This window comes from Marilutibacter aestuarii (assembly GCF_006546775.1).
Classification (GTDB): Bacteria; Pseudomonadota; Gammaproteobacteria; order Xanthomonadales; family Xanthomonadaceae; genus Marilutibacter; species Marilutibacter aestuarii.
Genome location: NZ_VICE01000084.1, coordinates 26,792 through 51,920 on the forward strand (window position 1 = coordinate 26,792; position 25,129 = coordinate 51,920).

Sequence of the window (25,129 nt, forward strand, 5' to 3'; positions counted from 1 at the left end):
GTCGCGGCGCGCCTGGCCTCAGGGCGTGTTGGTCGCTTCGACCTTGCGGGTGGGCAGCGGGACGTTGCACAGGTCGATGTGGCCGGCCGGGCGCTTGTACCACTCGTCGCGGCGGTTGCGCCGGGCCTCCACCAGTTCGTCGAACAGGGGCGTATCGCTGCGCAGCACTTCGATCGCGCTGCGCTCGGCGTCGGGGACTTCCGATGCCAGCCGGATCGCGCGGATCGGCACGCGCTGGCCCGCCTCTTCGTAGAAGCCCAGGGGCCCGGTGCCGCGCGGCAGCACCGACAGCAACTCGATGCCTTCGATCACGCGCCCGACGACGGTGATGTTGCGGTCCAGCTGGCGTGGCGACTGGCCGGTGACGACGTACAGCTCGCTGCCATTGCTGGAGTCGGCCTCCATCGCGCGGCCGGCGCCGACCATCCCGTAGCAATGCGCCAGCCAGGCGCGTCCTTCTCCGGGGTCGCGCGCGGCCGGGAAGCCTCCGGCGAAGCCGGTCTGCGGCGCCCAGCCATCGGGGTCGGGCAGGGCATGGAAGGCCAGGCCTTCGCTGGCCCGGTCGAACTCGGCCGGCAGTTTGGCGTCGGCGCCGCCCAGCGGCCTGGGATGGTCGCTCTCGCCGTCGGGATCGCCCCATTGGACGACGAAGTTGTCCTGCGAACGGTTGATGCTCATGCCGTCCCAGTAGCCCTCGCGGGCGAGCGTGCGGATGTTGGCGACGTGGCGTGGCGCGAAATCCGGCGCCAGTTCGATGACCACCCGGCCGCTGTCGAGTTCCAGGTAGAGCGTGTCCGCCGGATCGGGGCGCCGCCAGTCGGACGGTGCCGAAGCCTCCAGGATCTCGCCCATGGAGCGGTAGGGCGTCGCCGCTTCGTCCTGGGCCAGTGCGGGCGTCGCGCCCAGGGCGCAGCAGGCGAGGAGGGCGGCAGGCAGCAGCAGGGTCTTGGGCACGAGGAGACTCCATTCGGCATGAACGGCCGATTCTGGCCCAGGCCGACGGCGGCGGCCAGCGGCAGGGGCCGGCATGACTAGCGGCACATTCGCTATACATAAGAAAGCAATAGTGTTGAGTCCGAAGCAGCAAACCGTCATCCCGACGGGTGGAGGCCTCGATGACCGACCTGGAAGCCCAGCTCCGGAAATTCCAGAAAGAACTCAGCTCGGGCACCGTTTCGTTGACCCTGCTGGCCGTGGTCGCCTCGGCCGAGGCGCCGATGTACGGCTACCAGATCGCCAAGCGGCTCGAACGCGAGGGGGCCGGCGTGCTCACGGGCAAGCAAAGCGCCCTGTACCCGGTGCTCCGCAACCTGGGCGCCGCCGGCCTGCTCGACAGCCATGTCGAGCCCTCGGTGTCGGGACCGCCGCGCCGCTATTACCAGATCACCGACGCCGGGCGCGAGGCCCTGCGTGACTGGGTCGCCGCCTGGCGCGCGACCCGCGACTCCGTCGATACCGTCCTGGAGGCCTTCCCGGAATGAACACCGCCACGCTCCCCACCACCATTCCCCAGTACCTGGAACAGCTGCGGCGGGCCCTGTCCGATGCCGATCCGGCCATGGTCCAGGACGCGCTCTATGACGCCGAGGAATACCTGCGGTCCGAGCTCGCCGAAAGCCCGGGCAGGACCGAGGCCGAGGTGATCACCGCGGTCGCCGGCAGTTATGGCGCGCCGGAAGAGGTCGCCGACATCTACCGCGACACCGAGGTCAGGGTGCAGACGGCCTTGCGCGTGCCGCCACCGCGCCCGCACCGCTCATGGCTCGGACGCTTCTTCGGTGTCGCCGCCGAGCCGCGTGCCTACGCCGCGCTGTTCTACATGCTGCTTTCGCTTGCGACCGGCATCTTCTATTTCACCTGGGTCGTGACCGGCGTATCCGTATCGGCCGGACTGCTGATCCTCATCATCGGCGTGCCCCTGCTGATCCTGTTCGTGGGTTCGACACGCGTGCTGGCACTGGTCGAGGGCCGGCTGGTCGAAGTCATGCTCGGCGAGCGGATGCCGCGGAGGCCGCTGTACAGCGCGCAGGGCAAGCCGTGGCTGGAGCGGATCAAGGACATGTTCACCGACCCGCGCACCTGGGGCACGTTCCTGTACATGTTGCTGATGATGCCGCTGGGCATCGCCTACTTCACGGTGGCGGCCACGATGACGACCGTCGCGCTGTCGCTGATTGCGTTGCCGGTGCTATTGGCGCTTGGGTACGAGTCGCATGTCCACCTGGATGGCGTCCTGCTCACCGGCGACGTCGCGGTATGGGAATCGGTGCTGGCGATGGTGATCGGCGCGCTCCTGCTGTTCGTCACCCTGCACGTCGCCCGTGGTATCGGCTACCTGCACGGCCAACTGGCGAAGCACCTGCTGGTGAAGGGCTCGCGCGCGGTCTGAATGGGCGGCGCGGTGGACGCAATGTGCCGCGGGTACCAGAAGTCCGCGTCCCATCGGGCCAGTATGGAGCGGGGGGACCCAATTCCATTGAAGGAGAATCACCATGCGTCGTACCAGGATCGTTGCCGTCACCCTGAGCGTGGCCCTGCTGGCCGCCCTGTCCTTCGCCGCCACCGCCTCGTGGCAGGGCACGTGGAACTACTACAACGACGAAGGCGCCCTCGTCGGCCAATGGACCGCCGGTTGCGGCGAGCTCGACGGCAGCTGGGGGACCCGCACCGCCAACAAGTCCTTCACCCAGGGCTGCGCCGTCGACATGTGACGGTCCACCCGCAAGCTTGAAACACAAAAGCCCCGCGGTCGCGGGGCTTTTGCCTGGATCCGGCTGGCGCCCGGACCGGGTGCGACGCGCGTCGCGCTGGCGCGCGGCGCATGGCGTTGTCAGGCCGAGTAGCGGGCGATGAAGTCGCGGACCTTCGGGTAGACCTGGGTGCGCCAGCGGCGGCCGCTGAAGATGCCGTAGTGGCCCGCGCCCTTGACCTCGATGTGGTGCGTGTCGCCCTTGGCGATGCCGGTGCACAGGTCGTGCGCGGCGCGGGTCTGGCCCTGCCCGGAGATGTCGTCGAGCTCGCCCTCGATGGTCAGCAGGGCGGTGCCGGTGATCGCGGACGGATCCACCCGCGTGCCGTCGACGTCCCATTCGCCCTTCGGCAGCAGGTGCTCCTGGAAGACCACCCGGATCGTGTCCAGGTAGTACTCGGCCGGCATGTCGAGCACGGCGTTGTATTCGTCGTAGAAGCGGCGGTGCGACTCGGCGTCGTCGAGGTCGCCCTTGAGCAGGTCCTGGTAGAAGTCCCAGTGCGACTGCGCGTGGCGCTCGGGGTTCATCGCCATGAAACCCATGTGCTGAAGGAAGCCGGGATAGACCTGGCGGCCATTGCCCGGGTAGTTCGCCGGCACCGGGTGGATGACGGTGTTCTGGAACCACCACAAGGGCTTCTCGGTGGCCAGGTTGTTCACCGCGGTGGGGCTCTGGCGGGTGTCGATCGGACCGCCCATCATCACCATCGAGCGTGGCGTCGCCTCGCCCCTCTGGGCCATCAGCGAGATCGCCGCCAGCACCGGTACGGTGGGCTGGCAGACGCTGATCACGTGGAGGTCGGCGGCACCGATCTGGCGGATGAATTCCTGGATGTAGGCCACGTAGTCGTCGAGGGTGAAGTCGCCCTCGGTGGTGGGCACCATGCGGGCGTCGATCCAGTCGGTGATGTAGACCTTGTGGTCGCGCAGCAGGGTGCGCACGGTGTCGCGCAGCAGGGTGGCGTGGTGGCCCGAGAGCGGCGCGACGACCAGCACCGGCGGATCGTCCTTGAGTTCCTTCAGGTTGCCGGCGTCGTCGGTGTAGCGCTTGAAGCGCAACAGGCGGCAGAACGGCTTGCGCGCCATCTCGCGTTCGATGACCGGGAAGATGTCGCCATCGATGTCCAGCGAGTGGATGCCGAACTCCGGCTTCTCGTAGTCCTTGCCGATGCGGTACAGCAGCTCGTAACCCGCCGCAGCGCGCGCGGCGCCGGGCAGGTTGGAGAGCCAGCTGCCGGACGCGCCGAACATCTTCGCGCTGGCATCCGCCCAATACGTGACCGGGGCCATCCATGCGCGGCCGAATTCGTGCATCTGGTAAAGCATCATCGGATCGTGGTCTCCCGCCAATGAATACCCGCTACGTCCGTCGGACGCGTCCGGGGCTGCATCTGTTGCGACGCAGCATACCCGAGCGCAGGGGCAGGTTTGTGAACTGGCCGACCGGTGGACATCCGCGCCGACACGGCGGCCCGCTGGACCTCCGGGTCAGGCCGGGCGCTCGAGCGCCGTGGTCGCCCCGGCCAGCGCCGGCGACAGCCACAGGTGCGACCCCAACGCCGTGAAGCCCGCCGACTCGAAGCGCTGGCGGTAGAAGCGCGCCGGCCGCCGCCTGAAGCCCTCGGTGTCGCCATCGATGCCATCCTCGCGGGTGAAGGTCTCCAGGAAGGCCACGCCGCCACACAGTTCGGCCAGCCCGGGCAGGCCGCGGTCGAGCTCGCGGGCATCGAGGTAGTGCATGACGTCGCTGCAGACCAGCAGGTCGACCGGCGCGCAGGGGCGCAGGTGCTGGAAATCGCCGAACCGGGCCAGGTGCAGCTGCCGCCGCCGGCCGTGGCGGGCGATCGCGTACTCGCTGCTGTCGAAGCCCAGGTAGCGGGCGCGGGGTCGCGAGCGGAGCAGCGGCGCGCGCCATGCGCCTTCCCCGCAACCGATGTCCAGCACGCTGCGGATGGGCCGTTCCAGGTGGTATTCGGCGGTCGCCACGGCCAGGGCGACCTTGCGCCCCAGGCGCGCCCGCCCGCCGATGGCGCCATCCTTCAATGCGGGATCGCGATACCAGCGCTCGAAATAGTGGCGATCGTATTGTTTGCGCATCCGGGGTTCTTTCTCCAGGGCAGGTCGCGGACGTGGCATCCTAGCGCCGCGCGCTTTGGCGCGCTTGCGCGCTTTCGCGCGTGGGAATAGGGAGTAGGGAATAGGGATAAGGTCAGGAGCCAAAGCCACTGCCCCGACACTGCGCCCCATTCCCCATTCCCCATTCCCGAACCACCAATCACCAATCACCAATCACCAATCACCAATCATCACCAATCACCAACCAGCCCATGACCGCCTACCTCATCACCAAGACTGCCCACCTCGTGTTCGTGATGGCCTGGATGGCGTCGGTGTTCTACCTGCCGCGGATCCTGGTCAACCTGGCCGAGGCAGGGGAATCGCCGGAGGTGCGTACGCGCCTGGTGCTCATGGGGCGGCGCCTGTACCGCTTCGGCCATGTGATGTTCGGCATCGCCGTGCTCTTTGGCCTGGCGCTGTGGCTGCATTTCGGCATGAGCGGTGGCTGGCTGCACGCCAAGCTGCTCCTGGTGGCCTTGATCCTGGCGCACTTCATCCTCGCCGGGCGCTGGCTCAAGGGCGTGGATTCGGGGCGCGCGCTGCCGTCCGCGAAGGCCCTGCGCTGGTTCAACGAACTGCCGGTGCTGCTGCTGGTGGCCGTGGTCTGGCTGGTGCTGGCCATGCCCTTCTGACGCCCCTCGTCCCGTGGCGGGTGGAAGGCATGCTCAGCGGTCGCGGAAGGCCTCGAAATCGGGCAGGCGCACCGGCACGCCATTGGCGTTGCAGCCGTCGCGCTCGCACAGCGCCTCGCGCAGCCGCGGCGTGGCCTGCAGCATGACGTGGAAGATCGCGTTCTGCTCGACCGAGCCGCGCACCGCCTCGCTGCCGGGGCCGCGCGCCCACAGTCCGACGTCGTCGCCGCCATGGGTTTCGTCCTTGGAGGGCACCAGCGCTTCCTGCATGTAGTCCGGGTCCTGGGTGTCGACGTGGGTCAGGTCGGGGCGGCCGCCGCGCGCCTGCTGGAAGTGGTCGGGCGAGTGCGGGTAATGCTTGGGGCCTTCGGGCTGCAGTTCGCTCGCGCCGATGTAACCGGGGCCGTTGGCGTAGCTGAGCGTCGTGTAGGGCAGTCCGGTCGCATCGGTGGCCAGGTGCGCATCGCCATTGTCCTCGGCCAGCGAGCCGACGACCTTGCCGAGGATCGGGTTGCCGCGTCGCGGGTAGCCGACGAAGGTCAGCGTGTGCGAGTGGTCGGCGGTGACCAGGACCAGGGTGTCCTCGGCCGAGGTCATGTCGCTGGCGACCTGCACCGCTTCGCTGAGCGCGATGGTGTCGGTCAACGCGCGGTAGGCATTGCCGAAATGGTTGGCATGGTCGATTCGGGCGCCTTCGACGAGCAGGACGTAGCCGGCGGGTGCGTCGCGCAGGCGCGAGATCGCCACCCGGGTCATCTCCGCCAGGCTCGGTTCGCCGCCTGCGTCACCGGGGCGATCGTGTTCGAACTGCATGTGGCTGGGCTGGAACAGGCCCAGCAGCGGTCCGTCGCTGGGCGCCGCCGCCAGCTGCCCGGCGTTCCAGACATAGGTGCCGTCGGGGTGGCGCGCCTGCCATTCGGCCACCAGGTCGCGGCCATCGCCGCGCTTGCCGTTCATGGCCGGGTACTCCGGGTCGGCCTGGTCGTCGCGCATGAACATCGCGCGGCCACCGCCCATCAGCACGTCGGGCCCGTGCCCGAACGGGGTCTCCACCATCTGCCGTGCGATGTCCCGGCAGCCAGCCCGCAGCGCCGCGGCCGGCATCGCGGCGTCGTGCTCCCAGTCGCGGTCGGCGGAATGGCTGAAAGTGGCGCCGGGCGTGGCGTGGGTCAGGCGCGCGGTCGACACCACGCCGGTGGCCATGCCGCTGGCGGCGGCCAGTTCCCACAGGCTGAGCATCGGCGTGGCAAGCGCGCCGCCGCAGTCGCCGCGCATCGGCGCCTGGCCGATGCTCAGCACGCCGGCGCGGGTCTTCACGCCGGTCGCCATCGCGCTCATCGTGCCGGCCGAGTCCGGCGTCTGGCTGTCGGTGTTGTAGGTACGGCTGAGCGCGGTCGACGGGAAGCGCTCCCAGCTCAGGCGGTTCTCCTCCCCGGGGCCGCCCTTGCGCTGGCCGTCGAGGATGCGCGCCGCGGCGACGGTGTTGAGGCTCATGCCGTCGCCGACGAACAGGATGACGTTGCGCGCGCGACCGCCCATCGCACCACGCGCGGCGGCCTGCGCCGCGCCATCGCGGAACCACCACGCGGGGGTTTCGCCTCCGGGCCGCGCGATAGCGGGGACGTCCACCTCGATGGCCGGATCCTGGCGGCGCGCGGTGTCGGCAGGGTGGCTGGCACAGGCCCCCAGCAGCAGGCTGGCGGGCAGGGCGAGGACGGCGAAGGTACGGAGCGTGGAGCGGCGTGGCGACATGCAGGGTCGGGCGAATCGGCGAAGCCGTCGATTATGCCGCGTGCAGATGTCAGCGATCTGGCACTGGCTGGCGTTTCAATCCGTTGAATCGCGTGCGTCGCCCGCGTGGAGGTGGCTGCGACGCGTCGGGAGGGTGGACGGGATGACGGGGATCGCGCAGCGTTCCGGCTGACCTGCCTGGCGGGCGGTGAGACCGTGCCCCAGCCCATCAGCCTGGCGTATCGCTTCGTGTTCGAGCAGCACGAAGGCCGGGGCACGGCGCGCATCGGCCCCTGACGGCGTTCAGCTTCGACTTGAAGCGGGCGCGCGAAAGGCGCATATCTGGTGGTCCACGCGACTGGATTTTCGAGAGGAGGGTGTCATGGCCGGTGGATGGACCAGCGACACTTCGGTGCAGGACCAGATAGACGCGACCGTCGAGGACGCGATCAAGCGCGCGCGCAGCCGCATGGCGCAGGGCCCGGGCCTGAGCCACTGCGAGGACTGCGACGCGCCCATTCCCGAAGCGCGGCGCAAGGCCGTGCCGGGCGTCAGACTGTGCATCGCCTGCCAGGAAGCCGAGGACAACCAGCAGGCCGCGGCCGGGTTCAACCGCCGCGGCAGCAAGGACAGCCAGCTGCGCTGAGTCGCGCGGCTCAGATGCGCGAATAGCGCCAGGACTGCATGCGGCCGTCGCGGTAGGGCATGACCCCGTGGAAGGCGCGCGGGTCGTCGTCGAAGACCATCGGCAGGAAGTTGCGGTCGCCTTCCCACATCGGCAGGGCGTCGAGCCCGTCCAGTGCCACCCATTCCAGCGTGCCCTCGGGGTTGCGTTCGAAGGGCGTGCCGGTGAAGGCGGTGACCAGGAACACGAAGCCCAGCCAGTCCTCGCCATGCTTGCCGAAGCCCGGCCAGCTGATGGTGCCGCGCAGGCGCAGTTCGGTGCAGTCGATCCCGGCTTCTTCGAGGATCTCGCGGCGCATGCCCGCGACCACGTCCTCGTCGGGCTCGAGCTTGCCCCCCAGCCCGTTGTACTTGCCCAGCTGATGGTCTTCCGGCCGCGCGTTGCGGTGGACCATCAGGACCTGCGTCTGGTCGGGCGAGAGGACGTAGCCGAGGGTGGCGACGATCGGCGTGTAGGGCATCAGTCGCCCGCCTTCGCGGCACGCTGCTCGGCGATCCGCTGGTCCAGTGCGCGTTCGGCGGCGTCGGCGTAGTCGCGGCAGCCCGTCGGCGTCGGCAGGCGATTGCCGGCGTCAGCGGGCGTCCAGCCGCTGGCATCGGGATGCGGGGTCACGAGCAGGTCGCAGGGCAGCGCGCGGATGGCCTGGAAGCCGCGGCGGTAGTCATCGACGATGCGCGGGTAGCGCGGATTGTCCAGCAGGCGGTAGCCGGGGGCACTGATGCTGTCGACGTAGGCGATCGCGGTGTCGCGCCCATCGCGGCGGTCGGACCAGGTCCAGCTCATCGAACCCGGCGTGTGCGCAGGGGTGGAATGCACGGTGAAGCGCATTCCGCCGAGCTCGATCGATTCGCCATCCATGACCAGGCGATCGGCGTGCGCGGGCGGGAAGACGATGGCGTCGCCGAAGTGGATGTCGTCGCTGCCGCCCCGCGCGAGCAGCACCGCCGACTCCGCGTTGCTGACCAGCGTGGCGCCGGTGGCGCGCTGGATCGCGGCGATCGGGCCGGCATGGTCGCCATGGGCATGGCTGTGCAGGATGTACTTCAGGTCGCCCGGCGCCACCCCCAGCGTGGCCATGTGCTCGAGCAGCATGTCCGCGGCCTGCGGCATGCCGCCGTCGATCAGGACGGCGCCGGCATCGGTCTTGACCAGGAGCGCGCTCAGGCCCTGCGTGCCGATGTACCAGGTGTGCTCGGCGATCCGGAACGGCTCGATCGGCTGGCGCCAGGCCTCGCGCACCTCGTAGGCCTGCAGCTGCGGCAAGGGCGCCTCGGCGGCGAGCGTGGGCCACGCGGTAAGGGCCAGCAGGGCGGCCAGCACGGTGCGGCCACGGGAAAGGGCAGGGCCGGCGGAACGGGTCGAAGGCATGCAGGGCATCGCGGGGCATCGTCTTCCGGAGGGGCGCCCAGTGTCGGCGATTCGTGGCGACGCGGCCAGCGCGGCGCCGTCCATACGCCGGGTGCACGCGCGCGCCGGCATACTCGGCGTTCGATCCCAAGGGGAACACGCCGATGCCCGACACACCGCCCCGACTGCTCGCCTTCGCGGGCAGCCTGCGCGAGGCTTCCTTCAACCGTCGCCTCATCCCCGTGCTCGCAGAAGGCGCCGAAGCGGCCGGCGCGACGGTGACCCTGGTCGAGTTGCGTGATTTTCCCTTGCCGGTCTACGACGGCGACATCGAGGCCGCCGGCATGCCCGGCAACGTGCGGCGCCTGCAGGCGCTGCTCGGCGAGCACGACGGGCTGCTCGTGAGCACGCCCGAGTACAACGGGTCCATGCCGGCTCTGGTCAAGAACACGCTCGACTGGATCTCGCGCCCGTTGGAGGACGGTCGATCGGGGACCACGCTGTTCGCCGGCAAGGTCGCCGGCATCGTCTCGGCCTCGCCCGGACCGCTCGGCGGCCTGCGGTCGCTGCTGGTCCTGCGCGACGCCCTGGCCAAGCTCGGCCTGCTCGTGGTGCCGCAGCAGGTCGCGGTGGGCCTGGCCGCCGACCGCCTGCCGGCGCGCGGCGTGCTCGAAGACGCGCGCATGCGCGAATCGGTGCATGCGGTCGGCGCGGCGGTGGCGGCCTGGGCGCGCGGCGTGGGGAGGGCGGCATGATGGCGGGCGAACAGCGCGAACTGACCCTGCGGTTCCTCGCCGAACCCACCGACGTGAACTACGGCGGCAAGGTGCACGGCGGCGTGGTGATGAAGTGGATCGACCAGGCCGGTTACGCCGCCGCGGTCGGCTGGAGTGGCCGCTACAGCGTCACGGTGGCGGTGGGTGGCATCCGCTTCGTATCGCCGATCCGGATCAGCGACCTGGTCACCGTGCGCACCAAGCTCGTGCACACCGGCACGACCAGCATGCACTTCGCGGTCGACGTCATGGCGCGCGATCCCGGCGTCAACCAGGACGAGTCCGGGCGCCCGCGCCTGTGCACGCACTGCGTGATCGTCTTCGTGGCCCTGGACGGGGTCGAGGGGCAGCCCACCCCGGTGCCCTCCTGGGTGCCGGCCAGCGACGACGACAAGCGGCTCGCCGAATACGCCCTGAAAGTGATGGAACTGAGCAAGGGCATCGAGCAGACCGTCGAGCGCTACCGCGGCGCCGCGCACGAGGATTGATGTCGCCACGTGGGGGCGAGGGCTCCGCTGGCTTGCGCGACGCAGGTGCGCGCGCCGGCGCCATGGACGAAGCCGGCAACGCGCCTTGCACCCACCCGGGCAATACACCGCAAACAGGAAGGCCGCCCTGGGGCGGCCTTCGTCCGGATGCGGCGACGGTGGGGCTCAGATGCCCTCGACCCGGCGCGCCTCCATGAACTTGTTGGCCCAGTAGCCGCTGTCCATGCGCGACACGCTGACCGTGCGTCCGGTGCGCGGGGCATGCACGAAACGGCCTTCGCCCAGGTAGATGCCGACATGGTCGACGCGGCCGCGACGGCCGAAGAAGACCAGGTCGCCGGCGCTCATCGAAGCGCGATCCTTCACCGCCTCGCCATTGCGGGCCATTTCGCGCGAGATGCGCGGCAGTTCGATGCCCAGCGCATTGTGGAAGACGTAGCCGACCAGGCCGCTGCAATCGAAGCCCTTTTCGGGGCTGGTGCCGCCCCAGCGATAGGGCGTGCCGAGCAGGGCGAGGGCTTTCTGCAGGACGGCGCCGATTCGTCCGTCCTTGTCTTCCACTTCGGCATCCGCGCTGCCCTGGGCGGTGCCCTGGCCCATCAGGCGGTTCAGGTCGGTGGCCAGCAGCAGGGCGCGGTCGGACATGCCCATCGCTTCGGGCAGCATGGGACGGGTGACCGCGGAGGGCATGTCGGCCGAATCGCCCGCCAGCGAGGGGCTGGGCAACTGCTGGGCAGTTGCGGGAACGGCGATGGCCGCGAGGGCGAGGCAAAGCAGGAGGCGATTGAACGGCCGCGTGAGGCGGTGGGCGAGGTGGCCGGCACGGCGGCCAAGTCGGATTTCGTCAGTCTTCACGCGGTTATCACAAGATTGCAGTGGCACGATGATGCCTGCACACCGCCTTCATGAAGTTAAAAAAGACGTAACAAAAGCGCGAAATTTGTGAATCACATCACTTTTTCAGCGCCTCGACCCCTGTGAGTTATTTCAGGACGCGCTTGGCCCCGGTGTAGTGGTCGCGCCAGTAGGGACCGTCGAGGTGGTCCAGACGCACCGTGCCGCCCGTGCTGGGCGCGTGGACGAAGCGGCCTTCGCCGACATAGATGCCCACGTGGCTGACGCGACCCCGGCTGCCGAAGAACACCAGGTCGGCGGTGGCGAGCTGGCGGGGGCTGATCTTCGGGCCCTGGTACGCAGCGAGCTGGCTGGACGTGCGCGGGAGCTTCAGTGCCAGCATGTCGTCGTAGACGTAGTTGACCAGGCCACTGCAGTCGAAGCCGCCTTCAGGGGTGCTGCCGCCATAGCGATACGGCGTGCCGACCAGGCTGAGCGCCCGCATCAGCACGGCATTGGCGGCCGCCGGGTCTTCCGGGGCCACCACCGGCCAGGCGTCGCCGCCGGGTGCCGCCGGGCGCACCGTGTCGCCACCGCCGCAGCCGGCAAGCAGCAAAAGCACCACGACAGTCGCCGCCATGATCGCGGGGGGCCGCCGTCCGGCTGGCGCGAACCCGGGCTTGCCGGGATAATGCACGGTCTTGTTCACGGCTCTAGCTTGGCGGGTACGCGCCGTCGCGACAAGTTCCACCTTCCTTGGCCAGCCGGTGCCCCGCTTCCGGCCGGCCAGGTCCGTCCAAGCGCCGTCCGCGCGTCCTGCCCGCGGAGCGCCCCTGCCGAGTCCACCCATGAAGATCGAGAAAGACCGCGTCGTCCGTTTCCACTACACCGTATCCGAGCAGGGCCAGGATGCCCTGGAAAGCTCCGAGGGCCGCGAGCCGCTCGCGATCCTGTTCGGCCACAACAACGTCATCCCGGGTCTCGAGAAGGCGATGGAAGGCCATGAGGCCGGCGACAAGTTCGAGGTCGACGTGGCGTCGGCCGACGCCTACGGCGAAGTCCGCGAGGGCCTGACCCAGCGCGTCCCGAAGAAGTACTTCAAGGGCCAGAAGATCGCCGTCGGCGACCAGACCGTGCTGCAGACCAACTTCGGCCCGCGTGCGGTGAGCATCGTCAAGATCGGCATGAGCGTGGTCGACGTCGACCTCAACCACCCGATGGCCGGCAAGGACCTGCATTTCGCGATCGAGATCATCGACGTGCGCGAAGCCAAGCCCGAAGAGATCGAGCATGGTCACGTGCACGGCGAGGGCGGCGTCGAGCACTGAGCCTCGCGCGTCCCACCGGAACGACGGCCCGCCCCGAGCGGGCCGTTTTCGTTCGCGGCCCCGTACACTGCGCATCGACACGGGCAGGCGGGGCAGGCATGCAACAGGCAAGGATGGCGCCGATCGGCGCCGCGGCGAGGATCGCCTCGATGGACGTCCTCCGGGGGCTGGCCCTGCTGGGCATCTTCCTGGTGAACGTGGCCTGGTTCACGGCGCCGCTGGTCGGCCACGCCGAGGGCATCGACCTCGAACTCCAGGGGCCGGCGCTGTGGCTGGACGTGGCGATATACGTGTTCGCCAGCAGCAAGTTCTGGACCCTGTTCTCACTGCTGTTCGGCATGGGCTTCGCGGTCATGCAGGCCCGCGCCGAGGCCTCTGGCCTGCCCTTCACCGGGCTCTACCTACGCCGGACCTCGGGGCTGCTGCTGATCGGGGGGCTGCATGCCTGCCTGGTCTGGTCGGGCGACATCCTGGTCGCCTATGCGCTCACCGCGTTCGCGCTGTTGCTCCTGTTCCGCCGCGCGCCCACCACCGGGCTGTGGGCGTGGGGCATCGCCCTGTACATGTCGATCGTCGTCCTCCTGATGCTGGTCGCGCTGCTGCTGGGCCTGCTCGGGGATGCGGCGGCGCCCGACGACGCGGCCCGGCGCGCCGCCGAAACACTGGCCCTGCGGCAACAGGAGGTGGCGGCCTACTCACGGGGCAGTTACCTGGACGCCACGCACATGCGCCTGCGCTTCCAGCAGGCCTACTTCTTCAACAGCCTCTTCCTGTTGCCGATGACCCTCGGGCTGTTCGTGTTCGGTACCTGGCTGGTCCGACGGGGCGTGCTGGCCCGGCCGGCCGAACATCGGCGGCTGCTGCACGCGATGGCCTGGGCGATCGGCCCGCTGGGCCTGGCGGTGACCCTGCTGGGGATCGCGATCGACCCGCGCCCCGACCTCGAAGGTCCCGGCAGCGTCGGTGCCCTGTGGGCGAGCAGCCTGCACATGGCCGGCGGCGCGATGATGACCCTGGGCTACCTGGGGATCGTGGTGCTCGTGCTCGAGCGGGGCCCGGGTGGCCTGCGCGTGCTGGCCCCTGCGGGGCGCATGGCGCTGACCCTGTACCTGATGCAGTCGCTGGTCGGCACCTGGGTCTTCTATGGTCATGGCCTTGGCTTGTGGGGGCAGGTCGGGCGGGTGGGGCAGGTCGTGCTGGTCCTGTCCGTGTTCGCTGCACAGCTGGCATTCGCCCACCTGTGGATGGCACGCTTCCGCCACGGCCCGGTCGAGTGGCTGTGGCGGGCGTTCACCTACCTCGAGTGGCCGCCGCTGCGCCGAAGTCCGCCCACGCCGCCGCCGTTGCCGCCAAACCCCTGACCCCGACGCCTTCGCCCATGCACGACATCCCGGACGCGGACTTTCCCGCCGAGACTTCCTTCGACGCTCTCATCGTGGGCGGTGGGGTGATAGGCCTCGCCTGCGCGTTGAGCCTGATCGACGCCGGCCGCAGCGTCTGCGTGGTCGATGCGGGCCGCATCGGCGGCGGCAGCTCGCATGGCAACTGCGGCACGATCACGCCCAGCCACGCACCGCCGCTGGCCGCCCCGGGGATGGTCGCCACCGCCTTGCGCTGGATGTTCACGCCCGACGCGCCGCTCTACATCAAGCCCAGGATCGACCCGGCCCTGTGGCGCTGGTTGCTTGCCTTCGCCCTGCGCTGCAACGAACGCGACTGGCGCGCCAGCAGCATGGCCAAGGCGCGACTGCTGAACGATTCACGCGCGCGGCTCGAGGACTGGATGACGCGCCATGGCCTGGATTGCGAATTCCGCGCCTCGGGCGAGGACTACGTGTTCCGCGATCCGCGCGAATTCGAGCACGGCCAGAAAGAACTGGTGCTGCTGCAGGAGGCGGGCATCCCGTACCGCCTGGTCGACGGTCCCGCCTACGAGGCCGCCGAGCCCGCCCTCAAGCCTGGCGTGGCCGGCGCGATCTGCTTCGACGGCGATGCCGCGCTGCGCCCCGATCGCTATGTCGCCGAACTGGCGCGCGTGGTCCGCGAACGCGGCGGCACGATCATCGAGCATTGCGCGGTGACGTCGGTCGAGTCAGGCAAGCCCGCGCGGGTGCGCACCGCGCGTGGCGACCTGGCGGCTCGCGACGTGGTCTTCGCGGTCGGTGCCTGGTCGCCGCGAATGGCCGACGCGTTCGGCGTGCCCGCGCTGCGCGCGCTGCTGCAGCCGGGCAAGGGCTACTCGATCACCTATTCGCGACCGTCGCGGGTACCGCGGCGTCCGCTGGTCCTGCACGAGCGCTCGGTCTGCGTCACGGTCTGGGAGGCGGGCTTCCGGCTCGGCAGCACCATGGAGTTCTCCGGCTACGACACCGAGCTCAATCCGCGACGGCTCGCCGCACTCGAGCGCGGTGCGGCCGAGTACCTGCACGAGCCGGTCGGCCCGGTCGTGCAGGAGCGCTGGTATGGCTGGCGGCCGATGAGCCGCGACGACGTCCCGCTGATCGGCGCGGTGCCCGGCCGCGATGGCCTGTGGCTGGCGACCGGGCACGGCATGATGGGCGTGAGCATGAGCGCCGGCACCGGGCAGCTGCTCGCCGACGTCATCTGCGGGCGTACGCCCGAGATCGACCCGACACCGTACGGGATGCAGCGTTTCATCCGCGGCGGGTCGGGGTAACGCACTTTTCGCGACGCGCCTGCGACACTGCAGCGGTCTTTTCGATACCGCGGGGCATGCATGCAGCAGGACTACGATCTCATCGTGATCGGCGGCGGTTCCGGCGGCCTGGCCGGGGCCTTCCGCGCCGCCGGGCATGGCGCGCGCGTCGCCCTCATGGAGCCATCGGCCCTGGGCGGCACCTGCGTCAACGTCGGCTGCGTGCCGAAGAAGGCCATGTGGCTGGCCGCCGAGGTCGGGCGCCGCATCCGCATGGGACGCGTGCTGGGCTTCGACGCCGCGTCGGGCGCGCTGGACTGGCCCACCTTCGTCACGCACCGCGAGCGCTACATCCACAACATCCACCAGAGCTACCGCCGGCGACTGGACGACGCGTCCATCGTCCACATGCCGCGACGGGTACGCTTTGTGGACCCCCGCACGGTGGAATGCGACGACGGCATGCGGGTTTCCGCCGAGCGCATCCTCATCGCCACCGGCGGGCACGCGCTGCGCCCCGACATCCCGGGCGCGGCGCTGGCCGACGTATCCGACGACTTCTTCAACTGGTGCGAAGCACCGGGCCGGGTAGCGGTGGTCGGCGGTGGATACATCGCCGTCGAACTGGCCGGCGTCCTGCAGTCGCTTGGCAGCCACGTGGAGCTGCAGGTGCGCGGCGATCGCCTGCTCAATGGATTCGACGCGGATGTCGTCGCGCAACTGGCGGACGACTACAGGCAGGCGGGCATCCGCCTGCACCTGGGGACCGACACCGCCGCGATCGAAGCGGACGGCGGCCAGTTCCGGCTGCGCGATGGGCAGGGCGGGTCGCATGGTCCCTTCGACAAGGTCCTGCTGGCGACGGGTCGCGGGCCCAACACGCGCGATCTCGGGCTGGAGGCGGCGGGTGTCGACACCGATGCGAAGGGACACATCCGCGTCGACGCAGGCCACGCGACGTCGCGGGAGGGCATCTACGCGGTCGGCGACGTCACCGCGGACATCGCGCTGACGCCGGTGGCCATCGCCGCGGCCCGACGCCTGATGGACCACCTCTTCGGCGGCCGGGAGGACGCCTCGCTCGACCTGGCGCAGGTCGCCACCGTGGTGTTCTCGCATCCGCCGCTGGGCACCATCGGCCTGAGCGAAACGGACGCGCGCGAGCGTCATGGCGACCAGGTGCACGTCTACACCAGCGGCTTCCGGCCCATGCTGGAGGCGCTGACCGACACACCGCAGCGCAGCCTCTTCAAGCTCGTCTGCGTCGGTGAGGACCGCCGCGTCGTCGGCCTGCACCTGCTCGGCGAATCCGCCGATGAGATCCTCCAGGGCTTCGCCGTCGCCATCCGCAAGGGCATCACCCTGCAGGACCTCAACGACACCATCGCCATCCATCCGACCAGCGCCGAGGAAGTGGTGTTGATGAGGTGAATGGGGGTAGTCGGTGGTTGGTGGTCAAGGACTCACGCGGCCGGCGTTTGATCGTCATCCCAGCGAACGCTGGGATCCAGCTCTTGCTTCTTGGCCCGGACGACCCGTCACCAATCCCCAATCACCGCCCAAAGCTACAATGAAGGGCATGGACACCTTCACCCTGCACACGGGCCGAACGCCCCTGCTCGTCAGCCTGCCGCACGACGGCAGCCTGATCCCCGCGGACATCGCGGCGCGCATGCAACCCGCGGCACGGCAGGCGCCGGACACCGACTGGCACGTCGCGCGGCTGTACGACTTCGCGCGGGACATGGGCGCGTCCGTACTGGTGCCGCGCTACTCGCGCTATGTCGTCGACCTGAACCGTCCGCCGGACGATGTATCGTTGTACCCGGGGCAGAACACCACCGGCCTGTGTCCGGCGGTGATGTTCAGTGGCGAGCCGGTCTACCTGGACGGCCAGGCACCGGGCGCCGGGGAAATCGCCGAGCGCGTGGAGCGTTACTGGAGGCCCTATCACCAGGCCCTCGCCGGCGAGCTGGAACGCATCCGTGCGGTGCACGGGCGCGCGGTTCTGTGGGAAGCGCATTCCATCCGCAGTGAAGTGCCGTTCCTGTTCGAAGGGCGCCTGCCGGACCTGAACCTGGGCACGGCGGGCGGCACGAGCTGCTCGCCGGCGCTGGCTGCGCGCCTGCGTACGGTGCTCGACGGCCAGTCGCGCTACAGCCATGTCGTCGACGGACGTTTCAAGGGCGGGCACATCACCCGTCACTACGGCCGGCCGGGGGCGGGCGTGGACGCGGTGCAACTGGAGATCGCGCAGCTCAACTACATGGACGAGGACGACTGGACCTACGCGCCCGAACGCGCCGCCGACCTGCAGGCCGTGATCCGCCGCCTGCTCGAATGCACCCTCTGACACGCGTCGGGCGGACATGGTGAACGCCCCGCCGCCGGGGACCGACGCCCAGGTCGACGGGGGTGCCGACCGCGAGGCCGATGCCGAACTGGCACAGCCGCTCGACGTCGCGCCGGTGCGATCCACCCACGGCGTTCCGGCCTCGCCGGTGGCGGCGATGCTGCCCGGCCATCGCACCGGCGGCGTGCTGCTGGCGGTGTTCGGCGCGATCGCGTTTTCCGGCAAGGCGATCATCGTCAAGCTGGCCTACCGCTACCAGGTCGACGCGATCACCCTGCTGGCCTTGCGCATGGTCGTGGCGTTGCCGTTCTTCCTGCTCATGGCGGCCTGGGCCTGGCGCACGCTGCCGCCGCTGGCCCGGGGCGACCGCTGGCGCATCGCGTTGCTCGGGGGGCTGGGCTATTACCTGGCCAGCTTCCTGGATTTCGCGGGCCTGGCCTACGTCACCGCCACGCTGGAGCGGCTGATCCTCTACCTCAATCCGACCCTGGTCCTGCTGATCGGCGTGCTGTTCCTCGGCCGTTCCGTCAGCCGCACCCAGCTGGTGGCGCTGGCGCTGAGCTATGCCGGCGTCGTCCTGGCGGTGGCGCACGACCTGGACGTGGGCGGCAGCAACGTGGCCCTGGGCAGCCTGCTGGTGTTCGGCAGCGCGCTGTCGTATGCGCTGTACCTGATCGGCAGCGGCGAGGTGGTCGAACGGGTCGGCGCGGTGCGCCTGACCGCCTATGCCAGCACGGTGGCCTGCGTGTTGTGCATCGGGCAGTTCCTGCTGCTGCGACCGCTCGGCGGGCTGGCCTCGCTGGCCCCGCAGGTGTTCGCGCTGTCGCTGCTCAACGGCACCGTGTGCACCGTACTGCCGGTGCTCGCGGTGATGATGGCGGTCGCCCGCATCGGCTCGGCGCAGGCGGCCCAGATCGGCATGCTGGGGCCGGTCTCGACGATCGTGCTGAGCGTATTCCTGCTCGGCGAACCGATGGGGCCCTGGCAGGTGGCCGGTACCGGGCTGGTGTTGCTGGGCGTGTTCCTCGTCGGACGCAGGTGAAGGCAGCGGCATCGAAGGCGCATGGCCCTCAGCCACGCCGCGCAATGCTGTCCGTGGCACGATATCGATGCCGTCGCCACGGCCCCGGACAGTCAATCGCCGATCAGATTTCCAAGGTGGCGAGATCGCCCTTGGTTTCGAGCCGCGCCAGGCAGCGCTGTCCGACGCCGGCATGTTGATGCCGTCGCCACGGCCCCGGACAGTCAATCGCCGATCACACCTCGAGCGTCGCCAGGTCGCCCTTGGTCTCCAACCACGCCTTCCGGTCGCCAGCCCGCTTCTTGCCCAGCAGCATGTCCATCAGCGAGCGGGTGCCCTCGGCGTCCTCGACGGTCAGCTGGACCAGCCGGCGGGTGTCGGGGTGGATGGTCGACTCGCGCAGCTGCGAGGGGTTCATCTCGCCCAGGCCCTTGAAGCGGGTCACGCTGATGGCGCCGGCGGCGCCCTTTTTCTTCTCGGCCTTCTCGCGTTCGATCTTCTCCAGCAGGATGCGCTTCTCTTCCTCGTCGAGCGCATAGAACACCTGCTTGCCCAGGTCGACGCGGAACAGCGGCGGCATCGCGACGAACACGTGGCCGGCCGCCACCAGGGTGGGGAAGTGCTTCAGGAACAGTGCGGTGAGCAGGGTCGCGATGTGCAGGCCGTCGGAGTCCGCGTCGGCGAGGATGATGACCTTCCCGTAGCGCAGGCCGCTGATGTCGTCCTTGCCCGGGTCGCAGCCGATCGCGACCGCCAGGTCGTGCACTTCCTGCGAGGCCAGCACGCTGCCGGAGGCGACCTCCCAGGTGTTCAGGATCTTGCCGCGCAGGGGCATGATGGCCTGGAAGTCCTTGTCGCGCGCCTGCTTGGCACTGCCCCCGGCGGAGTCGCCCTCCACCAGGAACAGCTCGGTGCGCGAGAGGTCCTGGCTGGTGCAGTCGGCGAGCTTGCCGGGCAGGGCGGGGCCCTGGGTGACCTTCTTGCGGGTCACCTGCTTCTCGGTCTTCAGGCGCGCCGACGCGCGCTCGATGGCCAGCTGGGCGATGCGCTCGCCGAGTTCGACGTGCTGGTTGAGCCACAGGCTGAAGGCATCGTGCGCGGCGCCCTCGACGAAGCCCGCCGCCTGCCGCGAGGACAGGCGCTCCTTGGTCTGGCCACTGAACTGCGGGTCGGTCATCTTCACCGACAGCACGAAGGCCACCCGGTCCCAGACGTCCTCGGGCGCCAGCTTGACCCCGCGCGGCAACAGGTTGCGGAAGTCGCAGAACTCGCGCAGCGCGTCGGTGAAGCCGGTCCGCAGGCCATTGACGTGGGTGCCGTGCTGCGCGGTCGGGATGAGGTTGACGTAGCTCTCCTGGACCAGCTCGCCGTCGACCACCCAGGCCACGGCCCAGTCCACGGTCTCGGTGTCCTTGCTCAGGTTGCCCACGAACAGCTCAGGCGGCAGCAGTTCGCGTTCGACGAGCTCGCCGCGCAGATAGTCGCGCAGGCCATCCTCGTAGTGCCACTCGAGCGTTTCGCCGCTGGCGAGGTCGTTGAGCCTGACCGTCAGGCCGGGGCAGAGCACGGCCTTGGCGCGCAGCAGGTGCTTGAGCGCGCGCACGTTGAATTTCGGCGTGTCGAAGTACTTGGGGTCCGGCCAGAACTGCACCCGGGTGCCGGTGTTCTTCTTGCCGACGCTGCCGACCTCCCTGAGCGGGCTATGGCGGTCGCCGTTCTTGAAGGCGATGTGGTGTTCGCTGCCGTCGCGCTTGATGTACACGTCGACATGGGTCGAGAGCGCGTTGACCACGCTGACGCCGACGCCATGCAGGCCGCCGGAGAAGGTGTAGTTCTTGTTGCTGAACTTGCCGCCTGCATGCAGCCGGGTGAGGATCAGTTCCACGCCCGGGATGCCTTCCTCGGGGTGGATGTCGACCGGCATGCCGCGGCCATCGTCGGCGACCTCGCAGCTGCCGTCGGGGTGCAGGGTGACCTCGATCGACTTCGCGTGCCCGGCCAGCGCCTCGTCCACCGCGTTGTCGATCACTTCCTGGGCCAGGTGGTTGGGCCGGGTGGTGTCGGTGTACATGCCCGGGCGCCGCTTCACGGGGTCCAGGCCGGACAGGACTTCGATATCGGCGGCGTTGTAGCGGGAATTCATCGGGCGGGCGGTCTGCGTGGTCGGGGGCGAGGGGGGGATGGTCGGGTGCGGGGGCGGGAAATTCAACTGCGCCAGGCCCGCCCTGCCGATCTGGATGCTGACACGTTTGGCCCCGTCCAAGTGCGATGGGGCCCGCGCTGGCGAAGGCATCGCCAGGCCACTCCGGTCCCCGGGGAGCCGTTCAGCCGGGAGCGGGGCGGCCAGGCAAGGCGGCGGAAAGGTCCGCCGCATGCCGGTCCGGACAGCCCGGTCACGCGAGATGTGCCCGGAACTGAGGGGCCGGGATATTGTCCTGGACGGATCGGCACGAGGCCGATCCGTCAAGAGGTCGCAGTCGACACGGCCAGCCGGTAGACTATGGCTTTCCAGCGGCAGTAAAACGCATGACTCCCCTGATCTTCGTCACCGGCGGCGTGGTGTCCTCCCTTGGCAAGGGCATCGCGGCGGCCTCGCTGGCGGCCATCCTCGAAGCGCGCGGCCTGCGCGTGACGATGATGAAGCTCGACCCCTACATCAACGTCGATCCGGGCACGATGAGCCCGTTCCAGCACGGTGAGGTCTACGTGACCGACGACGGCGCCGAGACCGACCTCGACCTGGGCCACTACGAGCGCTACCTGCGCACGCGGCTGAGCCGGAAGAACTCGGTCACCACCGGCCGCATCTACGAGAACGTGATCCGCAAGGAGCGTCGCGGCGACTACCTGGGCGGCACCGTGCAGGTGATCCCGCACATCACCGACGAGATCAAGCGCTGCATCGGCGAGGCGACCCGCGACTACGACGTCGGCCTGGTCGAGATCGGCGGCACCGTGGGCGACATCGAGTCGCTGCCCTTCCTGGAGGCGATCCGCCAGATCCGCACCGAGCGTGGCCCTGACAAGGCGCTGTTCATGCACCTGACCCTGGTGCCGTGGATCGCCGCCGCGGGCGAGCTGAAGACCAAGCCGACCCAGCACTCGGTCAAGGAGCTGCGGTCGATCGGCGTGCAGCCCGACATCCTGCTGTGCCGCTCCGAGCAGCCCCTGCCCGACAGCGAGCGCCGCAAGATCGCCCTGTTCACCAACGTCTCCGAGCGCGCGGTGATTTCCGCCGTCGATCTCGACAACATCTACCGGATGCCGCAGCGCTTCCATGAGCAGGGCCTCGACACCCTGATCGTCGAGCGCCTGCGCCTGGAGTGTCACGAGCCCGACCTGGCCGAATGGGACGCGGTGCTGGACGCCAGCGAGAATCCGGTCGACGAGGTCACCATCGGCGTCGTCGGCAAGTACGTCGACCACCAGGACGCCTACAAGTCGGTCGGCGAGGCGCTCAAGCACGGCGGCCTGCGCCAGCGCACCCGGGTCCGGCTCAAGTGGATCGAGTCCACGGACGTCGAGCGCGACGGCGAGCGCGCGCTGGAGGGCATCCACGGCGTCCTCGTGCCGGGCGGCTTCGGCGACCGCGGCTTCGAGGGCAAGGTGATGACCGCCCGCCACGCCCGCGAACACAAGGTGCCGTACTTCGGCATCTGTTACGGCATGCAGGCGGCGGTGGTCGACTACGCCCGCCACATCGCGGGCCTTGAGGGTGCCAACAGCACCGAGAACGACAAGACCTGCCCGCATCCGGTGATCGGCCTGATCACCGAGTGGCGGACCGCCACCGGCGACGTCGAGAAGCGCAGCGAGGACAGCGACCTGGGCGGCACCATGCGCCTGGGCCTGCAGGAGCAGCGCATCAAGCCCGGCACCCTGGCCCACAAGCTGTACGGCAAGGACATCGTCGGCGAGCGCCACCGCCACCGCTACGAGTTCAACAACCGCTACCTCAACCAGCTCGAGAACGCCGGCCTGGTGTTCAGCGCAAAATCGCTGGACGAGACCCTGGTCGAGATGGTGGAGCTGCCGCAGGACCGCCATCCCTGGTTCCTCGCGTGCCAGGCCCATCCCGAGTTCCTGTCCACCCCGCGCGACGGCCATCCGCTGTTCGTCGGCTTCATTCGCGCGGCGCGCGAGTACAAGGCCAACGAAGGCGCCGCCGGCGGCCTGCTGAAGGAAGCCAAGGCATGAAGCTGTGTGGTTTCGAGATCGGCCTCGACAAGCCGTTTTTCCTCATCGCCGGTCCCTGCGTCATCGAGTCGATGCAACTGCAGCTCGACACCGCCGGCACCCTGAAGGAGATCACCGGGGCGCTGGGCATTCCCTTCATCTTCAAGTCCAGCTTCGACAAGGCCAACCGCACCTCGGTGTCGGGTTTCCGCGGGCCTGGCATGGAGGAGGGGCTGAAGGTGCTGTCGGAGGTCAAGCGCCAGCTCGGCGTGCCGGTGCTGACCGACGTGCACGAATACACGCCGATGGACGAGGTCGCCTCGGTCGTCGACGTCCTGCAGACGCCGGCCTTCCTGTGCCGGCAGACCGACTTCATCCAGAAGGTCGCCTCGGCCGGCAAGCCGGTCAACGTCAAGAAGGGCCAGTTCCTGTCGCCTTGGGAGATGAAGCACGTGGCCGACAAGGCGCTGGCGACCGGCAACCGCGACATCATGGTCTGCGAGCGCGGCGCGAGCTTCGGCTACAACAACCTGGTCAGCGACATGCGCTCCCTCAGCGTGATGCGCGACACCGGCTGTCCGGTCGTGTTCGACGCCACCCACTCGGTGCAGCTGCCCGGCGGCGCCGGCGGCAAGAGCGGCGGCCAGCGCGAGTTCGTGCCCGTGCTCTCGCGCGCGGCGATGGCGGTCGGCATCAGCGGCATCTTCATGGAAACCCACCCGGACCCGGACAAGGCCCTGTCCGACGGCCCGAACGCCTGGCCGCTGCCGAAGATGCGCGCGCTGCTGGACGTCCTCAAGCAGATCGACGAGGTCACCAAGCGCAATGCCTTCCTCGAGGCAGGCCTCTAGGCACGACGACCAGAGACGACGACCCCCGGCGCCGTGGCGGCCGACAGGACGCCTGCCCGCTTATACCGAATCCCCGACGGAGTTCAACGAACCGCAATGAGCACGATCGCCAAAGTCCACGCCCGTGAAATCCTCGACAGCCGCGGCAACCCGACGCTGGAAGCCGAAGTCACCCTCGCAGATGGCAGCTTCGGCCGCGCGATGGTCCCCTCCGGCGCCTCCACGGGCACCAAGGAAGCGGTCGAGCTGCGCGACGGCGACAAGACCCGCTATCTCGGCAAGGGCGTCCGCCAGGCCGTGGAGAACGTCAACACGGTGATCGCCAGGGCGCTCGACGGCTTCGACGCCGACGACCAGGCCGGCCTGGACCGCCGGATGATCGACCTCGACGGGACGGAGAACAAGGGTCGCCTGGGGGCGAACGCGCTGCTGGGCGTTTCGCTGGCGAACGCGCACGCGGTCGCGGCCTCGCGCAGGCAGCCGCTGTGGCAGCTGCTGGCGGGCGATCGCGCCCCGGTGCTGCCGGTGCCGATGATGAACATCATCAACGGCGGCGCGCACGCCGACAACAACGTCGACCTGCAGGAATTCATGATCCTGCCGGTCGGCATGGACAGCTTCTCCGAGGCGCTGCGCGCGGGCACCGAGGTGTTCCATGCACTCAAGTCGGTGCTCAAGGGCCACGGCCTGAGCACGGCGGTGGGCGACGAAGGCGGCTTCGCGCCGGACCTGCGCAGCAACGAGGAAGCCCTGGAAAGCATCCTCGAGGCCATCGGCAAGGCCGGCTACAAGGCGGGCGAGGACATCCTGCTGGGCCTGGACTGCGCCTCCAGCGAGTTCTACGACAACGGCAAGTACAACCTGACCGGCGAAGGCAAGCGTCTGACCTCCGATCAGTTCGTCGACTTCCTCGGCAACTGGTGCGCGCAGTATCCGATCATCACCATCGAGGACGGCATGGACGAGGGCGACTGGGACGGCTGGAAGCAGCTCACCGACGCGCTCGGCAAGAAGGTGCAGCTGGTCGGTGACGACCTGTTCGTGACCAATCCGCGCATCTTCCGCGAAGGCATCGAGAAAGGCGTCGGCAATGCGATCCTGATCAAGGTCAACCAGATCGGCACGCTTACCGAAACCCTGGATGCGATCGCGATGGCCGATGCCAACCGTTACGCGTCGGTGGTATCGCACCGCTCCGGTGAGACCGAGGACACCACCATCGCCGACATTGCCGTGGCGACCACGGCGACCCAGATCAAGACAGGTTCCCTGTCCCGCAGCGACCGCGTGGCGAAGTACAACCAGCTGCTGCGCATCGAGGAGCAGCTCGGTGCCGCCGCCCGCTATGCCGGGCGCGATGCATTCGTGTCGCTGAAGCGATAGG

25 protein-coding genes are annotated in these 25,129 nt (G+C 69.2%); 16 read left to right on the plus strand and 9 right to left on the minus strand.

All coding sequences use genetic code 11. The features are described 5' to 3' along the window. Positions 1 to 18: 18 nt before the first annotated feature. Entirely contained in the window at positions 19 to 1,029 is a 1,011-nt protein-coding gene (locus FKV25_RS08795; protein ID WP_141518419.1) for a peptidylprolyl isomerase, read from the minus strand. 86 nt (positions 1,030 to 1,115) lie between these two features. Between FKV25_RS08795 and FKV25_RS08800 the strand changes: the two genes are divergently transcribed. The 3 genes from FKV25_RS08800 to FKV25_RS08810 all read left to right on the plus strand — a co-directional run bounded on the left by FKV25_RS08800 (position 1,116) and on the right by FKV25_RS08810 (position 2,711). Then, positions 1,116 to 1,481 carry a PadR family transcriptional regulator gene (locus FKV25_RS08800; protein WP_141518420.1) on the plus strand — a complete coding sequence of 122 codons (366 nt, stop codon included), beginning with the start codon at positions 1,116 to 1,118 and terminating at the stop codon, positions 1,479 to 1,481. Beyond that, on the plus strand, positions 1,478 to 2,389 hold the full coding sequence (locus FKV25_RS08805) for a sensor domain-containing protein (RefSeq protein WP_141518421.1): 912 nt from the start codon (positions 1,478 to 1,480) through the stop codon (positions 2,387 to 2,389). The genes FKV25_RS08800 and FKV25_RS08805 overlap by 4 nt, the downstream gene beginning before the upstream one ends. Positions 2,390 to 2,492: 103 nt before the next feature. After that, positions 2,493 to 2,711, plus strand: a complete 219-nt coding sequence (locus FKV25_RS08810) for a DUF6289 family protein (protein ID WP_141518422.1) — start codon at positions 2,493 to 2,495, stop codon at positions 2,709 to 2,711. Positions 2,712 to 2,830: 119 nt separating this feature from the next. Here the strand turns inward: FKV25_RS08810 and FKV25_RS08815 are convergent, their stop codons facing one another. Together FKV25_RS08815 and FKV25_RS08820 are read right to left on the minus strand one after the other, a co-directional pair. Next, positions 2,831 to 4,075, minus strand: a complete 1,245-nt coding sequence (locus FKV25_RS08815; protein ID WP_141518423.1) for a polyhydroxyalkanoate depolymerase — start codon at positions 4,073 to 4,075, stop codon at positions 2,831 to 2,833. Between the two features lie 162 nt (positions 4,076 to 4,237). Continuing rightward, on the minus strand, positions 4,238 to 4,846 hold the full coding sequence (locus FKV25_RS08820; protein WP_141518424.1) for a class I SAM-dependent DNA methyltransferase: 609 nt from the start codon (positions 4,844 to 4,846) through the stop codon (positions 4,238 to 4,240). Between the two features lie 230 nt (positions 4,847 to 5,076). Here FKV25_RS08820 and FKV25_RS08825 point away from each other — a divergent pair, with 230 nt between their 5' ends. Further along, entirely contained in the window at positions 5,077 to 5,499 is a 423-nt protein-coding gene (locus FKV25_RS08825) for a CopD family protein (RefSeq protein ID WP_141518425.1), read from the plus strand. Between the two features lie 33 nt (positions 5,500 to 5,532). On the opposite strand, the gene FKV25_RS08830 is transcribed toward FKV25_RS08825, so the two are convergent. Beyond that, complete coding sequence (locus FKV25_RS08830; RefSeq protein ID WP_141518426.1) at positions 5,533 to 7,251, minus strand: alkaline phosphatase; 1,719 nt, start codon at positions 7,249 to 7,251, stop codon at positions 5,533 to 5,535. Positions 7,252 to 7,612: 361 nt separating this feature from the next. Here FKV25_RS08830 and FKV25_RS08835 point away from each other — a divergent pair, with 361 nt between their 5' ends. Next, entirely contained in the window at positions 7,613 to 7,876 is a 264-nt protein-coding gene (locus FKV25_RS08835; RefSeq protein ID WP_141518427.1) for a DksA/TraR family C4-type zinc finger protein, read from the plus strand. A gap of 10 nt (positions 7,877 to 7,886) precedes the next feature. Here the strand turns inward: FKV25_RS08835 and FKV25_RS08840 are convergent, their stop codons facing one another. Together FKV25_RS08840 and bla are read right to left on the minus strand one after the other, a co-directional pair. After that, positions 7,887 to 8,375 (minus strand): NUDIX hydrolase, encoded by a 489-nt coding sequence (locus FKV25_RS08840; RefSeq protein WP_141518428.1) that lies wholly within the window; start codon positions 8,373 to 8,375, stop codon positions 7,887 to 7,889. Then, the gene (bla, locus tag FKV25_RS08845; protein WP_141518429.1) at positions 8,375 to 9,283 is read right to left on the minus strand and encodes a subclass B3 metallo-beta-lactamase; all 909 of its coding nucleotides are present in this window, start codon (positions 9,281 to 9,283) and stop codon (positions 8,375 to 8,377) included. Before bla ends, FKV25_RS08840 begins: the two co-directional genes overlap by 1 nt. Positions 9,284 to 9,426: 143 nt before the next feature. Between bla and FKV25_RS08850 the strand changes: the two genes are divergently transcribed. Both FKV25_RS08850 and FKV25_RS08855 read left to right on the plus strand, forming a co-directional pair. Beyond that, the gene (locus FKV25_RS08850) at positions 9,427 to 10,017 is read left to right on the plus strand and encodes an NADPH-dependent FMN reductase (protein WP_141518430.1); all 591 of its coding nucleotides are present in this window, start codon (positions 9,427 to 9,429) and stop codon (positions 10,015 to 10,017) included. Continuing rightward, positions 10,017 to 10,526, plus strand: a complete 510-nt coding sequence (locus FKV25_RS08855) for an acyl-CoA thioesterase (RefSeq protein WP_141518482.1) — start codon at positions 10,017 to 10,019, stop codon at positions 10,524 to 10,526. Before FKV25_RS08850 ends, FKV25_RS08855 begins: the two co-directional genes overlap by 1 nt. 165 nt (positions 10,527 to 10,691) lie before the next feature. On the opposite strand, the gene FKV25_RS08860 is transcribed toward FKV25_RS08855, so the two are convergent. Then, positions 10,692 to 11,381 (minus strand): C40 family peptidase, encoded by a 690-nt coding sequence (locus FKV25_RS08860; protein WP_246072024.1) that lies wholly within the window; start codon positions 11,379 to 11,381, stop codon positions 10,692 to 10,694. Positions 11,382 to 11,508: 127 nt separating this feature from the next. Further along, on the minus strand, positions 11,509 to 12,000 hold the full coding sequence (locus FKV25_RS08865; RefSeq protein WP_141518484.1) for a C40 family peptidase: 492 nt from the start codon (positions 11,998 to 12,000) through the stop codon (positions 11,509 to 11,511). A 208-nt stretch (positions 12,001 to 12,208) separates the two neighbouring features. Here FKV25_RS08865 and FKV25_RS08870 point away from each other — a divergent pair, with 208 nt between their 5' ends. From FKV25_RS08870 to FKV25_RS08895, 6 genes are all read left to right on the plus strand, one after another. Beyond that, positions 12,209 to 12,688 carry an FKBP-type peptidyl-prolyl cis-trans isomerase gene (locus FKV25_RS08870; RefSeq protein ID WP_141518431.1) on the plus strand — a complete coding sequence of 160 codons (480 nt, stop codon included), beginning with the start codon at positions 12,209 to 12,211 and terminating at the stop codon, positions 12,686 to 12,688. Positions 12,689 to 12,837: 149 nt separating this feature from the next. Beyond that, complete coding sequence (locus tag FKV25_RS08875) at positions 12,838 to 14,049, plus strand: DUF418 domain-containing protein (RefSeq protein WP_170218596.1); 1,212 nt, start codon at positions 12,838 to 12,840, stop codon at positions 14,047 to 14,049. A 17-nt stretch (positions 14,050 to 14,066) separates the two neighbouring features. Beyond that, entirely contained in the window at positions 14,067 to 15,365 is a 1,299-nt protein-coding gene (locus FKV25_RS08880) for an NAD(P)/FAD-dependent oxidoreductase (protein ID WP_141518433.1), read from the plus strand. Positions 15,366 to 15,425: 60 nt separating this feature from the next. Next, a complete protein-coding gene (gorA, locus tag FKV25_RS08885) occupies positions 15,426 to 16,775 on the plus strand; it encodes a glutathione-disulfide reductase (protein WP_141518434.1) in 1,350 nt (449 codons plus the stop codon). A 148-nt stretch (positions 16,776 to 16,923) separates the two neighbouring features. Further along, on the plus strand, positions 16,924 to 17,697 hold the full coding sequence (hutG, locus tag FKV25_RS08890; RefSeq protein WP_141518435.1) for an N-formylglutamate deformylase: 774 nt from the start codon (positions 16,924 to 16,926) through the stop codon (positions 17,695 to 17,697). 157 nt (positions 17,698 to 17,854) lie between these two features. After that, positions 17,855 to 18,739 carry a DMT family transporter gene (locus FKV25_RS08895; protein ID WP_141518485.1) on the plus strand — a complete coding sequence of 295 codons (885 nt, stop codon included), beginning with the start codon at positions 17,855 to 17,857 and terminating at the stop codon, positions 18,737 to 18,739. Between the two features lie 214 nt (positions 18,740 to 18,953). Here the strand turns inward: FKV25_RS08895 and parE are convergent, their stop codons facing one another. Continuing rightward, on the minus strand, positions 18,954 to 20,861 hold the full coding sequence (gene parE, locus FKV25_RS08900; RefSeq protein ID WP_141518436.1) for a DNA topoisomerase IV subunit B: 1,908 nt from the start codon (positions 20,859 to 20,861) through the stop codon (positions 18,954 to 18,956). 383 nt (positions 20,862 to 21,244) lie between these two features. Between parE and FKV25_RS08905 the strand changes: the two genes are divergently transcribed. The 3 genes from FKV25_RS08905 to eno all read left to right on the plus strand — a co-directional run bounded on the left by FKV25_RS08905 (position 21,245) and on the right by eno (position 25,128). Continuing rightward, the gene (locus tag FKV25_RS08905) at positions 21,245 to 22,915 is read left to right on the plus strand and encodes a CTP synthase (protein WP_141518437.1); all 1,671 of its coding nucleotides are present in this window, start codon (positions 21,245 to 21,247) and stop codon (positions 22,913 to 22,915) included. Next, positions 22,912 to 23,745, plus strand: a complete 834-nt coding sequence (kdsA, locus tag FKV25_RS08910; protein WP_141518438.1) for a 3-deoxy-8-phosphooctulonate synthase — start codon at positions 22,912 to 22,914, stop codon at positions 23,743 to 23,745. Before FKV25_RS08905 ends, kdsA begins: the two co-directional genes overlap by 4 nt. Before the next feature lie 96 nt (positions 23,746 to 23,841). Continuing rightward, positions 23,842 to 25,128 (plus strand): phosphopyruvate hydratase, encoded by a 1,287-nt coding sequence (gene eno, locus FKV25_RS08915; protein ID WP_141518439.1) that lies wholly within the window; start codon positions 23,842 to 23,844, stop codon positions 25,126 to 25,128. Position 25,129: the final 1 nt, after the last annotated feature.

Excerpts from the sequence above, each read along its gene's own strand:
- FKV25_RS08795 (WP_141518419.1), bottom strand. The coding sequence starts at position 1,029 with ATGCCGGCCCCTGCCGCTGGCCGCCGCCGTCGGCCTGGGCCAGAATCG.
- FKV25_RS08800 (WP_141518420.1), top strand. The coding sequence starts at position 1,116 with ATGACCGACCTGGAAGCCCAGCTCCGGAAATTCCAGAAAGAACTCAGC.
- FKV25_RS08805 (WP_141518421.1), top strand. The coding sequence starts at position 1,478 with ATGAACACCGCCACGCTCCCCACCACCATTCCCCAGTACCTGGAACAG.
- FKV25_RS08810 (WP_141518422.1), top strand. The coding sequence starts at position 2,493 with ATGCGTCGTACCAGGATCGTTGCCGTCACCCTGAGCGTGGCCCTGCTG.
- FKV25_RS08815 (WP_141518423.1), bottom strand. The coding sequence starts at position 4,075 with ATGCTTTACCAGATGCACGAATTCGGCCGCGCATGGATGGCCCCGGTC.
- FKV25_RS08820 (WP_141518424.1), bottom strand. The coding sequence starts at position 4,846 with ATGCGCAAACAATACGATCGCCACTATTTCGAGCGCTGGTATCGCGAT.
- FKV25_RS08825 (WP_141518425.1), top strand. The coding sequence starts at position 5,077 with ATGACCGCCTACCTCATCACCAAGACTGCCCACCTCGTGTTCGTGATG.
- FKV25_RS08830 (WP_141518426.1), bottom strand. The coding sequence starts at position 7,251 with ATGTCGCCACGCCGCTCCACGCTCCGTACCTTCGCCGTCCTCGCCCTG.
- FKV25_RS08835 (WP_141518427.1), top strand. The coding sequence starts at position 7,613 with ATGGCCGGTGGATGGACCAGCGACACTTCGGTGCAGGACCAGATAGAC.
- FKV25_RS08840 (WP_141518428.1), bottom strand. The coding sequence starts at position 8,375 with ATGCCCTACACGCCGATCGTCGCCACCCTCGGCTACGTCCTCTCGCCC.
- bla (WP_141518429.1), bottom strand. The coding sequence starts at position 9,283 with ATGCCTTCGACCCGTTCCGCCGGCCCTGCCCTTTCCCGTGGCCGCACC.
- FKV25_RS08850 (WP_141518430.1), top strand. The coding sequence starts at position 9,427 with ATGCCCGACACACCGCCCCGACTGCTCGCCTTCGCGGGCAGCCTGCGC.
- FKV25_RS08855 (WP_141518482.1), top strand. The coding sequence starts at position 10,017 with ATGGCGGGCGAACAGCGCGAACTGACCCTGCGGTTCCTCGCCGAACCC.
- FKV25_RS08865 (WP_141518484.1), bottom strand. The coding sequence starts at position 12,000 with ATGGCGGCGACTGTCGTGGTGCTTTTGCTGCTTGCCGGCTGCGGCGGT.
- FKV25_RS08870 (WP_141518431.1), top strand. The coding sequence starts at position 12,209 with ATGAAGATCGAGAAAGACCGCGTCGTCCGTTTCCACTACACCGTATCC.
- FKV25_RS08875 (WP_170218596.1), top strand. The coding sequence starts at position 12,838 with ATGGACGTCCTCCGGGGGCTGGCCCTGCTGGGCATCTTCCTGGTGAAC.
- FKV25_RS08880 (WP_141518433.1), top strand. The coding sequence starts at position 14,067 with ATGCACGACATCCCGGACGCGGACTTTCCCGCCGAGACTTCCTTCGAC.
- gorA (WP_141518434.1), top strand. The coding sequence starts at position 15,426 with ATGCAGCAGGACTACGATCTCATCGTGATCGGCGGCGGTTCCGGCGGC.
- hutG (WP_141518435.1), top strand. The coding sequence starts at position 16,924 with ATGGACACCTTCACCCTGCACACGGGCCGAACGCCCCTGCTCGTCAGC.
- FKV25_RS08895 (WP_141518485.1), top strand. The coding sequence starts at position 17,855 with ATGCTGCCCGGCCATCGCACCGGCGGCGTGCTGCTGGCGGTGTTCGGC.
- parE (WP_141518436.1), bottom strand. The coding sequence starts at position 20,861 with ATGAATTCCCGCTACAACGCCGCCGATATCGAAGTCCTGTCCGGCCTG.
- FKV25_RS08905 (WP_141518437.1), top strand. The coding sequence starts at position 21,245 with ATGACTCCCCTGATCTTCGTCACCGGCGGCGTGGTGTCCTCCCTTGGC.
- kdsA (WP_141518438.1), top strand. The coding sequence starts at position 22,912 with ATGAAGCTGTGTGGTTTCGAGATCGGCCTCGACAAGCCGTTTTTCCTC.
- eno (WP_141518439.1), top strand. The coding sequence starts at position 23,842 with ATGAGCACGATCGCCAAAGTCCACGCCCGTGAAATCCTCGACAGCCGC.